Source organism: Chitinophaga filiformis (assembly GCF_021646545.1).
Lineage (GTDB): Bacteria > Bacteroidota > Bacteroidia > Chitinophagales > Chitinophagaceae > Chitinophaga > Chitinophaga filiformis_A.
Map to the genome: position 1 here is coordinate 215,501 of NZ_JAKIRP010000009.1, position 14,673 is coordinate 230,173.

General features: G+C 43.5%; 12 protein-coding genes and 1 tRNA gene. 4 read left to right on the plus strand and 9 right to left on the minus strand.

Features of this window, described 5'->3' with window-relative positions; genetic code table 11:
- Nucleotides 1–200: 200 nt before the first annotated feature.
- Nucleotides 201–1,001, minus strand: a complete 801-nt coding sequence (locus tag L3C95_RS21285; RefSeq protein WP_236390659.1) for an SDR family oxidoreductase — start codon at nucleotides 999–1,001, stop codon at nucleotides 201–203.
- 158 nt (nucleotides 1,002–1,159) lie between these two features.
- Here L3C95_RS21285 and L3C95_RS21290 point away from each other — a divergent pair.
- Nucleotides 1,160–1,232, plus strand: a tRNA-Lys gene (locus L3C95_RS21290).
- 694 nt (nucleotides 1,233–1,926) lie between these two features.
- Here L3C95_RS21290 and L3C95_RS21295 read toward each other — a convergent pair.
- The 6 genes from L3C95_RS21295 to L3C95_RS21320 all read right to left on the minus strand — a co-directional run bounded on the left by L3C95_RS21295 (nucleotide 1,927) and on the right by L3C95_RS21320 (nucleotide 9,601).
- Nucleotides 1,927–2,151 (minus strand): hypothetical protein, encoded by a 225-nt coding sequence (locus tag L3C95_RS21295; protein ID WP_410683473.1) that lies wholly within the window; start codon nucleotides 2,149–2,151, stop codon nucleotides 1,927–1,929.
- Between the two features lie 195 nt (nucleotides 2,152–2,346).
- Nucleotides 2,347–3,240 (minus strand): bestrophin family protein, encoded by an 894-nt coding sequence (locus L3C95_RS21300; protein WP_236390660.1) that lies wholly within the window; start codon nucleotides 3,238–3,240, stop codon nucleotides 2,347–2,349.
- A 382-nt stretch (nucleotides 3,241–3,622) separates the two neighbouring features.
- The gene (locus L3C95_RS21305; protein ID WP_236390661.1) at nucleotides 3,623–4,696 is read right to left on the minus strand and encodes a 3-oxoacyl-ACP synthase III family protein; all 1,074 of its coding nucleotides are present in this window, start codon (nucleotides 4,694–4,696) and stop codon (nucleotides 3,623–3,625) included.
- A gap of 55 nt (nucleotides 4,697–4,751) precedes the next feature.
- Nucleotides 4,752–5,861 carry a fatty acid desaturase family protein gene (locus L3C95_RS21310; RefSeq protein ID WP_236390662.1) on the minus strand — a complete coding sequence of 370 codons (1,110 nt, stop codon included), beginning with the start codon at nucleotides 5,859–5,861 and terminating at the stop codon, nucleotides 4,752–4,754.
- Nucleotides 5,862–6,575: 714 nt separating this feature from the next.
- Nucleotides 6,576–9,266 carry an ABC transporter permease gene (locus tag L3C95_RS21315; protein ID WP_236390663.1) on the minus strand — a complete coding sequence of 897 codons (2,691 nt, stop codon included), beginning with the start codon at nucleotides 9,264–9,266 and terminating at the stop codon, nucleotides 6,576–6,578.
- Nucleotides 9,263–9,601 (minus strand): PadR family transcriptional regulator, encoded by a 339-nt coding sequence (locus L3C95_RS21320; protein WP_236390664.1) that lies wholly within the window; start codon nucleotides 9,599–9,601, stop codon nucleotides 9,263–9,265. The genes L3C95_RS21315 and L3C95_RS21320 overlap by 4 nt, the downstream gene beginning before the upstream one ends.
- Nucleotides 9,602–10,270: 669 nt before the next feature.
- Here L3C95_RS21320 and L3C95_RS21325 point away from each other — a divergent pair.
- Together L3C95_RS21325 and L3C95_RS21330 are read left to right on the plus strand one after the other, a co-directional pair.
- Nucleotides 10,271–11,014, plus strand: coding sequence for a DUF2625 domain-containing protein (locus L3C95_RS21325; RefSeq protein ID WP_236390665.1), 744 nt, complete (start codon nucleotides 10,271–10,273; stop codon nucleotides 11,012–11,014).
- Nucleotides 11,015–11,193: 179 nt separating this feature from the next.
- A complete protein-coding gene (locus L3C95_RS21330; protein ID WP_236390666.1) occupies nucleotides 11,194–12,351 on the plus strand; it encodes a hypothetical protein in 1,158 nt (385 codons plus the stop codon).
- 2 nt (nucleotides 12,352–12,353) lie between these two features.
- Here L3C95_RS21330 and L3C95_RS21335 read toward each other — a convergent pair whose 3' ends face one another.
- The gene (locus tag L3C95_RS21335) at nucleotides 12,354–12,587 is read right to left on the minus strand and encodes a dihydrofolate reductase family protein (protein ID WP_317207704.1); all 234 of its coding nucleotides are present in this window, start codon (nucleotides 12,585–12,587) and stop codon (nucleotides 12,354–12,356) included.
- Between the two features lie 152 nt (nucleotides 12,588–12,739).
- On the opposite strand from L3C95_RS21335, the gene L3C95_RS21340 reads away from it, so the two are divergent.
- Nucleotides 12,740–13,639, plus strand: a complete 900-nt coding sequence (locus tag L3C95_RS21340) for a glycoside hydrolase family 43 protein (protein WP_236390668.1) — start codon at nucleotides 12,740–12,742, stop codon at nucleotides 13,637–13,639.
- Nucleotides 13,640–13,695: 56 nt separating this feature from the next.
- Here L3C95_RS21340 and L3C95_RS21345 read toward each other — a convergent pair whose 3' ends face one another.
- Nucleotides 13,696–14,511 carry a CHRD domain-containing protein gene (locus L3C95_RS21345; protein WP_236390669.1) on the minus strand — a complete coding sequence of 272 codons (816 nt, stop codon included), beginning with the start codon at nucleotides 14,509–14,511 and terminating at the stop codon, nucleotides 13,696–13,698.
- Between the last annotated feature and the right edge of the window lie 162 nt (nucleotides 14,512–14,673).

The following is a 14,673-nucleotide window of genomic DNA, read 5'->3' on the forward strand; positions in this document are numbered from 1 at the left end:
AAGAAATATAAAATCTGCATGTAGCTGTGACTAAACAGCCAATTACTTGTTCAGATGTGAATAACTATAAAAGGGCCGGGGTCGGGGCTTTGGGGCGCTTATAAGCAAAAAAAAATAGAATAAAAAGTAAAAGATTAAAGTTAAGCTGTTCATGCTAATTGCCTTGTAATCAGCCATTGGCGCTGAACAGCTTAACATCATTATTTAAGCGGCGAACCCGGTTCTTTTTTAAAGTGATTATATACTATACCATCCAGCAGTCCGGGAAACAGTTTGCTAAGCAGCACTGTCATCTTTCCCTGACCTGTAAGTACAAGTGTGCGTTTCCGTTTGGCAATCGCTTTCAGGACAGCATCGGCTACGGTTTCTGCGCTCATTAGTTTTGATTCATCGAGTGGTGTTTCTGCCTGACTGCGTCCGTCTTCATTTAAGGCGGTATTGCGTATGTTGGAACTGGTGAAGCCTGGACATACCCACATTACGTTAATGCCTGTATGCAAATTTTCAGTGCGTAATGATTCCAGGAAACCCTGCATGGCAAACTTAGAAGAGGAGTATCCGGTACGGCCAGGCAAACCCCTGTAGCCTGCTATAGAAGATACACCTACAACTGTGCCTTTGTTCGCCAATATAGATGGTAAAGCATATTTTGTACAATAAACAGTTCCCCAGAAGTTAATATCCATCACTTGTTTGAGGACATTCAGGTCTACATCGCGGAACAATGCCCGCATAGAGATCCCGGCATTGTTGATCAGGATATCTATTTTACCTAATCGGGCAACAACCTGTTCAATGAAGTTTTTACAGTCTTCTTCCTTACTTACATCGGCTGTATATGTATAAAGGTTGCCGGATGCCAATTCTTTTTCCAGTGATTGCAGTGTTTCTGGCTTTCTGCCGCAAACCGCTACTTTAGCGCCTGAATGGAGAGATGCTATCGTCAGGGCTTTCCCTATTCCGGAAGTACCACCTGTGATAACCACGACTTTATCTTGCATTATGATTTTTTTTCAAATGCAAAAATAGGGGTAAATGAGATATGATGGTTTATTTTGTCTGTGGCGGGTTTTGTGAAATTGTTTGAAAAAAAGTTGCCAAAAAGTTGGAGGGAATAAAATATTTTATACCTTTGCAATCCCAATCACAAAAAGGGAATGATTCCGTAGCTCAGTTGGTAGAGCAATACACTTTTAATGTATGGGTCCTGGGTTCGAGTCCCAGCGGGATCACAAAACCCGACTTCTTGAGAATAGTCTCAAAAGGTCGGGTTTCTTCTTTATATGAAGTGCCAGTCAGGTCTGCAACGAGCGCGAATAAAGGAATAAATTTTGTGGTTCGAGGTTGGTCATTTTCCTTGTTATAATAGATACCTTCAGGAAATATCGTTTTCTGCAATCTTTGTTTTTCTCGGTAATTGCTGCGATTCCATACCAGCGCTGCTTCTATGACTTTCTGAGTAGCAAATTCGATGTATTTTTCGAGGTTCGAGGCGTTTATAGGAGACGATTGTAATTCCTCCAACTTTTTACGTTTTGTGCCGTATTTATCGGCGAACGTTTTATAAGGCTCTTCTGTGATCTTATCCTCAATATAACGTTCTTCCAGCTATCAATCTTTTCTTCCAGTTCCGTAAGCCTTGCTTTAAGATGTTTAGTTGTTTCCTCTCTTTCTGCATTGACGGTAGTAAATAGCTTTCTCAATTGCAGCGGAAAAAGAGGGATATATTTTTCAGGAAGGGTTATCTCACTGAGAATAGTCATAAAACGATCGTGGAGTTTGGCAGCGCTTGCAGGCTTCGCATTTCATGAAGAGCTTTAACGGTAATGCTTCATTTAATGGGTTTTGTACGAAGCCATGGGTGACCTTGTTCTTTTCTTCATTGGCTGTTAGAAAAATATTCCTGCTTACCAGTTATGGCCACTTCTATTTTACGGCTACTGTAAATATTATTAATGTAGCCGTAAACCGCACTTTAAACAGCATACAGAGATGATAACTGCTGGTGCCACCAAGCTTATCTTGCTGCAGTAACGCAGTAATATCAACCTTGTCCAGTACATCATTAACTACCCGTACAGGATGATTGCTTGCTATCAGATCGCTTAGATCAGGTGGTAACAACATCCCCTGGTGTTGATGGTTGCTCATTAAATACCAATGATAAAGTTTTACCTCTTGCTATATCTATTTAACAGCTAACTACCCCAAAATGATATGGATAGAACCACTTTTTTATCCCCCAACAATGTGTATAAACCCACCTCAAAAACTGAAGTTAAAAAAGCCGTCCCAAAATTACTTTGAGACGGCCTCTCCTTTTTATTGTTTCCTGATGAGTTAATGTTACATAACGTAATAAGTTTTGATGCCAATAGGATTTGGCGTTGTTTCTTCACCTAATAGCTGTCTGATATTTCTTTCAACGGTTTCTGCGATATTTGTAACCGGGATATCGCTGGGCCGGTTCCTGAAAGGATCCTGCAAATGATAGGCAATTTTCTCTATAAAAAAGAACCCAATAGAGATTAAGAGCAGCAGCGGCGTCACTAAAATATTGTTGATGTCTTTTAAGGAGATAGCCAATGTTATAACAAACAGGTAAATGATGAAATGCAGCACTAAACGATAGGTAGAGGGGAAAATGGTTCGGCTAATCCTTTCTGCGCCGCCCATAGCCTCAGTTAAGCGGTTAATAGTCTCCAGTATATGAATGTGGCTATGTACGTTGAGCGCGTTGCTACGGCGCAGCTCCTCCAAGTCCCTCGCGGTTAATTGCAAGATTGCCAGGGGATGATGGTCCTGTTCAGAGATTTGAGCCAACTCTGCACCGATGATCAGGTGATCCAGGTTTTCAAGGTCATCGCAGCCGCGCAATGACTTCCCCAATGTGTAACACCAGGCAATCTGACGATAGGAAATTCTTTTTATTAATGGTGCCTGTTTTGCAGTTAAAAAAGACTGCAACTGAATGATCAGGCCCCTGGAATCATTTACAATTGTCCCCCAAATTTTTCTGGCCTCCCACCATCTGTCGTAAGATTGGTTCATCTTAAACGAAAGAAGTACTGATATGGACGTTCCGAGAAACGCAGGAATGGCCAATGGCATATTGGGAAGGGATTTTGTAAATTCAATCGCGGTAAAATGAGTAAAGATACCTACCAGTGGAACCAATATCAACTCATATTTAACCACGCCAACTAAATACTTTATGGGTATTCTGTGTTCAAGTATCATATGTTTGGATCCTTTTTATAAAGGATACTCCGAAGATCGAATTTACGATAAGATAATGTAGGCTGCAGACTAATTTGACATGAAGAGCTTGCTACTCATATTCTTATGACTGTTGTAGCCTGAGAAAACCCCGAATGGTCTTGCATCCTTGTAGGTTATTCGGGCAATAGTGGAGGGCTATACTGCCGGCGTTACTCTCAGAACTTGAAAATGCGGGTCTTGTCAAGATCTATAGGACCGATGTTGCCTCTGTTAGTCTCACAAGTTCTGATTTGGCCCAGGAGAATTATAGCCACCAGAGAAAGGAAGTCTGTCAGAAGAAAGTCCGTCGTCCTGACATCACAGCATATATGGCTTTTCGTGCCGGTGTGCATAACTACACTTATATCCTGTAGCACACCGCGTTGATATTCATGCCCGCACCTACTGAAGCAAAAACTATGATATCACCCTCAGTTAAGACATGCCCGGGAATAACGCCTTTTCGTACCATGTCAAATAAGGTGGGAACAGTTGCTACAGAGCTATTTCCAAGTTCGCGTATGTTCATAGGCATTACGTTTCTCGTATCAACAAGCATATTATATAATGCAAATAATGCCTTAATAATGGCTTCATCCATTTTTTCATTGGCCTGGTGAATAAATATTTTGCGAACATCCCCGATCTGCACCCCCGCATTTTCCAGGCAGCTGCTAATGGCAGCAGGCACATATTTTAACGCAAATTCATAAACTTTTCGGCCCTGCATTTTAATGTACCGGACACATTTATTCGAGTCAGGGTAGTTGGACATGTCCATGTTAATATACTGCACTTCATCCAGTACATATGATTGTACACTGGAGCCCAGTATGCCCTGTGAGTTGGTAACTTCCCTCTTCTCTGCAATACAAGCCCCGGCACCATCACTGAAGATCATGCTGTCACGGTCATGTATGTCAATTACCCTGCTTAGTGTTTCTGCACCAATGACCAGGCAGCGATTGGCGGCGCCTGCCTTGAGGTACAGATCGGCCTGTATTAGGCCCTGGACCCATCCAGGACAGCCAAACAGGAGATCATAGGGTATGCATGCGGGATTCCTGATGCCCAGGGCATGCTTTACGCGCGACGCAAGAGATGGGACAGCGTCGCTTTGTACTGTATGTTTCGGAACATTGCCGAAGTTGTGCGCTACAATGATGTAATCCAGCGTTTCGGGGTCGATCGCCGCATCTTCAATTGCAAATTTTGCGGCCAGGTATGCCAGATCCGATGTGTTCATGTCTTCGCGAGCGTATCGCCGCTGCAGTATGCCGGTAATTTTCTCAAATTTCTCAATAACGTCAGCAGGCATACCAGGTATCGGCTCCCGGCTGTTAGTATAAAAGTTATTGTGCAAAAATTCGCTGTTATGCTTTACTACGGACGGAATATAACTGCCGGTACCTGTAATAATAGTTGAAGTACGCATGGATTTGATTTACATTTTCCGATTGATAGGTTTTCAGGATTCTGCGCCACATACATCATGTTAATTCCTTACCTAATTTTCTCAGCATGTTCGCATGCGCCCATAGTGCAATGCGAAATGTACGTTGCTCATGATATGGCACACCAAATTCTTCGGCTGTCTCCTTTACGATAGGAGCTAGTTTTTTATAATGTATGTGGCAGATATTCGTGAACAGGTGGTGTTCTATCTGAAAGTTTAATCCTCCCGCAAACCATGAAAGAATGCGGTTACGGGGGGCGAAATTAGTGGTATTCTCTATTTCATGTATTGCCCATGAACTCTGCATCTGTTTTTTCCCTTCTTCTTCCAGCGGTAATGCAAAACCCGATGTTTCCATGATATGGGAGGGCTGGAAAATGCAGGACAATAGCAGTCCGGCAGTAAAATGCATCAATAGAAAGCCGGCAATTATAAAATACCAGGGCATTCCGGAAAAAAGTATCGGAAGAACAATAATGTAGCTATAGTAAAATGCTTTATATAAGACGATCCACCAAAGGGCCTGCTTCAGGGATAACTGTGCCTTTGTTAGTAAACCCAGTTTCTTATAGCGTACAATCTGAACAAAATCTTTTACCGTCATCCAGTATAAGGTCATGATCATATAGAAGAACCATGCATAGAGATGCTGATAGCGGTGGTACCATTTTAGCGGCTGGTTGGGAGATAGACGGATCAGCCCCATTGTATCAATATCTTCATCCAGCCCCGATATATTTGTGTAAGTATGATGGAGAAGGTTGTGCTGTATCTTCCAGTTAACGGTATAGCCGCCTATCACCTCCAGTATATAACTGATCAGTTTGTTGATCCTGTCGTTAGCTGAATAAGCGCCATGGTTGGCGTCATGCATAATGCTTGTTCCGATACCGCTCATTCCCAATCCCATCAGGAACCAGAGGTTGAAGAATAGCCAGCTGTTACCGGCGCTCAGGCCCATTACTATAATAAGGTAGGGCGCAAAGTATAATAGCAGCATCGCTGCTGTTTTGATCCACATATGTACGTTCGCATATGGAGAAATATTATGGCGCTCAAAATAGGTCCGTATCCTTGCCTTAATTGTATCATAAAATCCATCTCTCTCCCTTGGGGCAAAGCGAACAATATTAAGTTTTTCCATTTTCATATGAAGTTATATAACATATTGTATATGTCATACAAAGCAAGAACCTTGCAAAAGTATATTCTATTGATTATCAAGTTCAATTTGAGCCTTCTTGTTTATTCTTGTGGAATCATTTCTCCATATCCTGTGGATAGAAGCCGCTTATCCGATTAGGTCTGCTGTCCTGACGCGGTTTATCGGTTAAAGCATCAGACACTTAACCGGCCCGATAAATTCTTTATCCTATTTCGCCCAGTGACTCTCTATCATTTCACAGATAACAATAGAATATTTACTTTGAATGATTTTCTGGCGTTGCCCTCCGACCATATTTTTTGAAGAATTCTAAATCTCTGCATCTGATAAGGCTCTTTTGAACTTGTCTAAAACAGACTAAATTGGTCAGCTACCCATTAGGCTACCTGTTAATTAATCGTCATTCTAACGAACTAATATTCATTTAATTATAAATAATTAGTTTGGTCCCAGCGGGATCACTGGAATTTGGCAAGACCTGCGCGCAGCGCAGGTCTTGTTTTTTTAGTCGAGTGGATGGCCGAGTTCCTTTGAATGACCTCTTTTGCTTGCCAGTACTTTATACAGGTTAAGTAGCATTTACTAAAGCACAAAAGATTTTTCATCATTCAGCCCTCTCTTCGATACATGAATGTAAACAAAAAAGAAAGGTCATTGTCTATTACTTATTCTCTCAACGCCCACTGTTCTGTGCTATTCACTACGTAAGCTTTTTATGGGATCCGTTAGCGCGGCTTTGATACTCTGAAAACTCACCGTCAGCAAGGCAATCCCAACCGCCAGCAATCCTGCCAGCGCAAAAACCCACCAGTCAATCGTAATCTTATAGGCAAATTCTTCCAACCATTGATTCATACCCCACCAGGCAATAGGGGAAGCCAGTACCAGAGCTATCAGAATGAGTTTGAGAAAGTCTTTGGAGAGTAACGCCACAACACTGCCAACGGATGCGCCAAGTACTTTCCGAACGCCAATCTCTTTTGTACGTTGTTCGGCGGTGTAGGTAGCCAATCCGAATAGCCCCAAACAGGCGATGAAGATAGTCAGGCTTGAAACGAGAGTTAATACCTGTTCTATTTTTTGTTCGCTGACATAAACCTGCTCAAACCGGTCATCTAAAAACGAATAGGAAAAAGGGGCTGCTGGCGAAAATGACTCCCATTGCTGCTTCAATGAAGCGAGGAACTGCGGAAGTTTATCAGTATGGGTTTTGACCAGAATATTGCCTGAATTCCCACCCAAAAACATAACCAAAGGCCCGATCTTTTGTCGCAGGGATTCGAAATGGAAGTCACTTACAACACCAATGACCCGATAATATGTTTTTACACCGTTATCATCAATGTGGCCGATCAGTTCTCTTCCAATCGGATTGTCTTGCCATCCTAATGCCCGTACAGCGGTTTCATTCAGAATAACAGCGGAAGAATCGGTAGGGAAAGTTTTTGAAAAATTACGCCCCTGAACTACCCGCATCCCTAATGTAGGAATATATTCGTAATCAACTTTATAGAATCGGCTCATTACGCCTTTATCAGGGTTTTCTCTGGACATTACAGTGGTGTTATCGATGGCTGAATTCCCAATGGGTACTTGGCCTGAAATGCTCCCCATGATGACTTGCGGAAATTGAATGATCTTGTCGCGAAATACAGTTTCGTTATTGCGAAGCATCTGCGTATCATGAATAACCAGCACTTGTTCGCGATCAAAACCAACTTTCTGCGTTTTCATATAACGTAGTTGCCGATCTGCCGTAACGGTGGCAATAATCATTGAAATGGTGATAAAAAATTGAAACACCACCAGGCCACTTCGCAGGTTAAGGCTTCCGCGTCCGGTCGCAATCCGCCCCTTTAACACTGAAACCGGCTTGAAGGAGGAGAGGTAAAAAGCCGGGTAACTACCAGCCAACAGTCCCACTAACACAGTCCCCACTACTAAACCAGCAGCTACAAATGAGTTGGTCAATAATCCCATTGTAAGGGTCTTACCTGTCAGCTGATTAAAGAAGGGCAGTGCCAGACCTACAATCAGCAATCCGACCATCAACGCCACAATCGCCAGCAGCACTGATTCAATCAGAAACTGTTGCTGCAATTGCCCTTTTCCCGACCCCAATACTTTACGTACCCCTACCTCGCGCGAACGCCGGACTGCCGTGGCCGTCGACAGGTTCATAAAGTTTACACAGGCTATCAGCAACATAAAGGCAGCAATGGCCGTAAGTACATATACGTATAGAATATTTCCCCCTGGGCTTAACTCAGTCCCTCCGAAGGAGGAATACAAATGAATATCAGTGAGGGGTTGAAGAAAAATCCCGAAATCATCTCCTTTCTCGCGAAACTGTTTCGGGCTAAGTTTCAGAAATTGCTGTAGTTCACCTCCAATCTGTTTTTCAGCGAGTCGGGGAATTTTAGACTCCAACCGTTTGTAATCGTATTTCTCGGGCAGAACCACATAGGTATAATAGGTTATGTTATATATCCATCCGATATGTTGCTCGTCATAAGCGTCTAATGACATCAGCATATTGAACCGGAAATGGGAGTTCGCCGGTACATTCCCGACAACGCCCGTAATTCGGTAGGGCGTCTTTTCACTGCCAAATAACAATACTTTCCCGATTGGGTCCTGGTTGCCGAAGTATTTCCGGGCGGTTGGCTCTGTCAATACCAATGTATTTGGTTCGGCCAGCGCCCGCTTTGGATCCCCTTTCAGGAACGGAATGGTGAACACTTCAAAAAAAGTCGAGTCGGCACACAGCAGATCATCTTCTTTAAATGAAGTTGTTCCGTAGCTAACAAACTCACTTCCCTGATTCCGGATACGTGTTGCTTTTAATACTTCCGGGAATTCCTGTTGTAAGTCCCGTGCGGCATTCGGGCCTAGTATAGGTCCACCAACATCCTCACCGTTTAACCGTAACCTGAGCCCAACCCGAAAAATTCGGTCCGCTTTCTCATTATAACGGTCGTAGGATAATTCATCCTGCACATAAAGCGTAATCAGTATGCAGGTAGCCAATCCGATGGCTAAACCAACTATATTAATGCTGGTTGAGACTTTTTGTCGCTTTAGATTGCGAAACGCGATTTTTAGATAATTCCGAATCATGGTGAATGTTAAGCTGGAGTTAGTCCTGCTTTGCTGTTGTTGATAATATGCTTGTTTATTTGTTTTTCTTTTGCGCACAAACGGGGGCACTACCGACGCTACGTTCAGCAGATAACGTAGTATAGCCTGGGTTTTCCCCGAACGATTATACCAGTATGTGTATAGCTCATCCAAATCACCTTCTACCTCCTCCAACGTATCGTCAGGATGCAGTCGGATTAGCAGCCAGTGAGCCCAATGAGGTGGTCGAATACCTGAGTTCATATGCCGCCAGGTCGAAGAGTGTTAGGCGGTAATAACTGCCAGAGATTCTGACGAAGCTGCTGAACTTCCTGAAGTGCCTGACTTCCCAGCGCTGTAATCCGGAACAGCCGTTTACGTCGCCCACCACGTTCTGCCGTAGCTCCGCCCAGTTCGGATCGCACAAACCCCTTCTCTTCCAGGCGAATCAGTGTGTTATGAACCGTGCCGAACGTAACGATACGTCCCGTATGTTCTTCCAACGCCTGACTGACTGTAACACCATAACCCTCTCCATCCAGAATGGCGACCATCAATAAAACCATTTCTTCAAATTCACCTAAATAAGTCCGACGCATAAGTTCATGTTATTAGTCTCTATTTTATCGTACAAATCTGGTACCAGCTAATTAAATGGGTGGTTTCTGAATAGAAACGGCCTGTTTATGCCGAATAACAAGGCAATAACTGTCCGCAAATGGACGGTTGTTGTCCGGCGCTGAACAATGGATAGAGAAGAAAATACAAGTGAGTTTACGGGGTGTTACAAGATATTAAAGTAATGCCACGAATAGATGCTCCAACTTTATGAATTGCAAGCCCGGGAAGCATTTCAAATGTTGAAAGTATCACTTCCAAATCATATCAAAAACGCTATGATAGATGAGATGAAAAATTCTGGTCACTTTTTGCAAGAAGAGCAACCACAAATAGTAGCAGATCTAATTTTGAATTTTTTGTATAAGGATGGCCGTAATAAATCAGAAATTTCCCTGGCTAAACGGAAGCCCGTACGATGAAGTTCGATCATTAACATCGAGTTAACGGCTTAGAAATGATAAATATATAAATTAGGGTGTTGCGGCGTATAGCTTACTTCCAGTTTATTCCCTTCAGTTGTCTGTCAATTTTTGTTGTAAGTGTTCGGGTAACCGATGAGTGTAACCATGAAAACGATGGGAAACGCCGGCAAGTAAGAATGTAGCGTGTACTAGCTGAAACATGATATAATTTTTTTTACAAGAATTATGAGACTATATTTAACAATACTGTTGGTAACCTTATACACCTTAACAACGACAGCCCAAAATAAAATGAGGACGGTTGAGGAACTAATCAATAAAACAGACCCAGGTTGGATACTTGTTGCTGAGTGGATTAAATCCGCAAAAAACAAAGTTGAAATTTTGCCAGTTGACACAACAACGGCAAGAGATGCATTGCATAAAACACAGGTGACAACGCGTTCCCCAATGGGTGCAATTATTTATATGACCGGTGGACTTTTAATAGACGATGGATGGATTAGAATTCTCGGTTCAGGCAGTTCAAAAATTAATCGGAGACTTCCTGATTGGAATAAGGGAAAGTCTTTTAAAGAATTCGGCGAAAGCCCACCATTTCTTTTAATTGCCGATGATGCCATCGGAGGGTTTTATCTTCTAAACGGTGGAGGACTCGGTACTGACTTAGGAAAGGTCTACTATTTTTCGCCGGACAATCTGGAATATGAACCACTTGGCCTTACCTATACGGAATTCTTACATTTTTGCTTCGATAATGACTTAGATAAGTTTTACGAAGGTAGTAGGTGGACAAACTGGCGAAATGAAGTTTCAAACTTAAACGGCGAGGAGGTCTTTAATTTTTTCCCTCCTCTTTGGGCGGAGGAAGGTAAGGACGTTAATAAAAATTCGAGGAAAATTATTTCTATTGAGGAACAATATCATCTTAACCTTGACATGAGAAGGCAACTTGGGCTGGAGAGATAGCGGCTGCTTTCTTACACTAAGATAATAAAACAAGGCAGTTGCGTATTGAGGATTATGAGGTAAAATCGCTTAATTATTGCACCCTGGCAACTGGTGAATAAGTCCTGAAATACTCCTTCCGGACCGGAAGTATAAAATAATAACTTCATTTATTATTTTTGCTCCATAAAAGGCAAATTATGCACACCCCAACTACAGCTGATATCCGAAAGATAGCCCTGATCAATGATCCTATACTACGCAATGTACTCATCACACAATCTTATTGCGAGCTCTCACAGATCATCATGTCCCGCACCGGGCCGGTGGCCAATTGGTGCACCTTCGCTACATGGGCGTCCAAACAGGCCGGGCAGAGTATCCGGAAAGAGGATCTTCAACGGACGCTCGAGGCACGGCTGGACATTGAGCTGTTGGAGGAATTTCAGGCACTTATTGCAATTGCAATGAAAATGGGCATTGGTTCCTCTATCAAAATGAAGCTCCATGCCCTGGTAAAAAATAGTCTGCTCACCAGGATAGTTGACCAGACAAGCGAGGCGGTTGCTAAAGGAAATAAAAAGGTATTTGAAGAAATAGGTTTTGAATTTGCCCGGTTCATTACTACCTGTTTCGACAATGCAGAACCTGACTTACATCATTGTGAATTGTTTTGCAGAGAGATGCGTGATGGCGATCCGCCTGATGGGCAGCAATATTTAAAAAGAGCTTTCACAAATTATTATATGGCTTTTTTTGAGCACGATGAGCAACTGCGCCTGGAAAGATTGCTACTGGCTAACCTTGAGATTGGATTCCACGAGCAAACCAGATTACAACCGGAAATTCTGGACTCCCTTAATGCTGCTTTTACAGGGGAAGAGACCTTTCGCAAAGAGGTCATTGACTTCTTATTTCCTCCCGGAAGCTTGCTTTCTCAGTTACGTTTTCTCTATCTGAAAATTACCGGAAAGACATCCCGCCTGGAAGCTGCGATCGATAAATTGATAACAGGGCTGCAGCACCTGGTAAGGAAGCAGATTACCGCCTGTCTGATGACACTGAACCTGCCACACGAAAATCTGTTGTTATCCAAAGATCTGCAACGTACTTACCCTAAGGCGTTAAGCAGCCTTTCCTGTAAGGACCTGCTTGAATTAATGGCAGTAATCGATACGACTCCTGAAAGCTTAAAAGAAAGCGGCGCTGAAGATTGGGCTGATCTCACTGATCGTATGCATTTTATCACGGAGCTTTTCCGTTGTTATCAGTTTGATGAACAGCTGTATCAACCAGCATTCAAACCAGAGCAGATAGCGGCAATGAAAAGGGGAGAGGTCCCAGTGGGACGGTTATAGATTTACGCACGGTAAATCTGTGCTATGACGCCATTCGGGAAAACCTTTGTCTCATCCAGCTTCAGGTAAAGTGGTATTTTCAGATCGGCGAAGATTGGCAAGCCTGATCCCAATGCGACGGGATGAATGGCCAGATGGTACTCATCGATGAGACCTGTTGCAATGAGGCTCTGCATAAATCCTGCGCCGCCAATTGCGACGATCGGTTTTCCTGACCCCGCTTTAAGTTCCCTGATCCCTTCGGCATTGCGACATCATAAACAGTAGATAATTTCAATATAGGAGTCGCCCATGCCTACAAAAAGGTGTGATTGTTGCGGATGTTCCCGATTATTTTTAATGGAATTGATTGCAGCCTGCAAATTTTTGAATTCAAAAATTCAATACGATGAGTCATTCAGCGCTGGTGCCAGCAAACCCGATTATCAAACATAAGTTTACGACGGATCCAACGGCGATCGTCTTTGACAATGTGGTGTATTTATATACAGGACATGATCAGGCGCCGATAGGTGTGGAAGATTATGTCATGGAGGAGTGGCTTTGTTTTTCTTCTCCGGATCTGATACATTGGACGGAGCACGCGGTAGGTTTAAGAGCAAAGGATTTTAAATGGTCTTCCGGTGGCGCTTTTGCATCGAAGATGATTTACAATGAAGGAAGGTTTTACTGGTATGTAGCGGTAAAACATGCCGGAATTGGAGGAACAGCTATTGGCGTTGCCGTTTCCGATCAACCTACAGGTGGTTTTAAAGATGCCAGAGGGGCTGCCTTGATTTCTATGGATATGTTGCCCAATAGTGACACTAACGAAAAAGCGAATCTTGACCCAACAGTGCTCGTTGATGATGATGGTGCTGCATATATATTCTGGGGCAACCAGCGGTGCTATTATGCAAAACTTGGCCCGGACCTGATTAGCCTTGAGGGAGGAATACACACCATTGATCTTCCCGGCTTTGAAGAAGGTTCGCATCTTCATAAACGTAATGGCTGGTACTATTTATCATATGGATTTGGTATGCCTGAAAAGGTGGCCTATGCTATGAGCAGGAGTATCCATGGGCCATGGACGTTTAAAGGGATCTTAAATGAAATTGCAGGCAATTGCCAAACCAATCGCCCATGCATCCTGGACTTTAAGGGGGAGAGTTATTTTTTTTATCACAATGGAGCATTGGAGAATGGTGGCAGTCACCATCGTTCAGTATGTATAGACCGATTGTTTTATAACGATGATAACACGATAAAACGGGTGATTATGACTTCAGAAGGAGTTCAGCAATAATGCAAAATTAAAGGGATAAACGCATTTATCCCTTTAATGAAAATCAATATCAGCAGTTAACGTATCTGTCCGCGTATTATACCGGCAGGCCACATAGTGGAGTGGGCGTTTACATACAATGCTTCTGTGCGCACAGTGTTGGCATTAGCTTCGTCCAACTGCGTCAATTTGGACATTCCGAAGTCAGCCTCTGTAGCACAGAGTGTTACGAGCACGTCTCCATTAGCACCGGCCGCACCACGGTGAATGTGTGCCATGGTGAGGGCATCGCCTACGGGGACGTTCGTTACTGTTACCTTTGAATATAACCTCCTGTCGTCGGTAAGACGGAGCAATGCGATGCCAGTGGCAGTGGTTACTACCGGAGGTACCTCGTTCGCGCCAGACAAATTGATGGTTTCTGCCAACACGAGGTCGGTGTTTACCGGACCGCGCACCAGGCCTCCCGGATTTTGAGTGGAGTGCACGTTGAAATAAATGTCGTTACTGGCATTCTTCAGACTATCTGCCAGGGATTGCCGCAACGTGAGCGTGCCACTGCTGGTAGTGCCTGTCCAGGATGGGAACGGAAGAATGACGGGCCCGTTGGTTACGGGATCGCCCGCATGGAAGTGAGCGGCGGTAAGTGCGTCGCCGGAAGTCAGGTTGTCTACATCGAACGAGTATTCAAGCGTATTGTTGGCTCTAAGTCGCATCGTCAATAGACCTGTTTCTGCTCTGCCCTCAGGTGCCGGGTTCTCCATCTTAGCGCTGAGTGGGATCTCGAACTCCAGTACGATGTTGTTATTATCATCGTCGTCCTTACAGGAAGAGATGGATGTAAGACCAGCCAGAGCAAGAGCGGTCATGGCAAATACATGTTTGTTTTTCATAACGAGAATGATTTTGTTCACTGTATTATTACAACGATCAGCGTAATTTGTTTGTCTCGGTATTGACATAAGATATGAGCGAATGCCAGACAGATTGCCAGGACACATTTATATCAGATGGGGTCGTTACTTCGGAAAGTAACGACCCCATCTAGTGTTTTG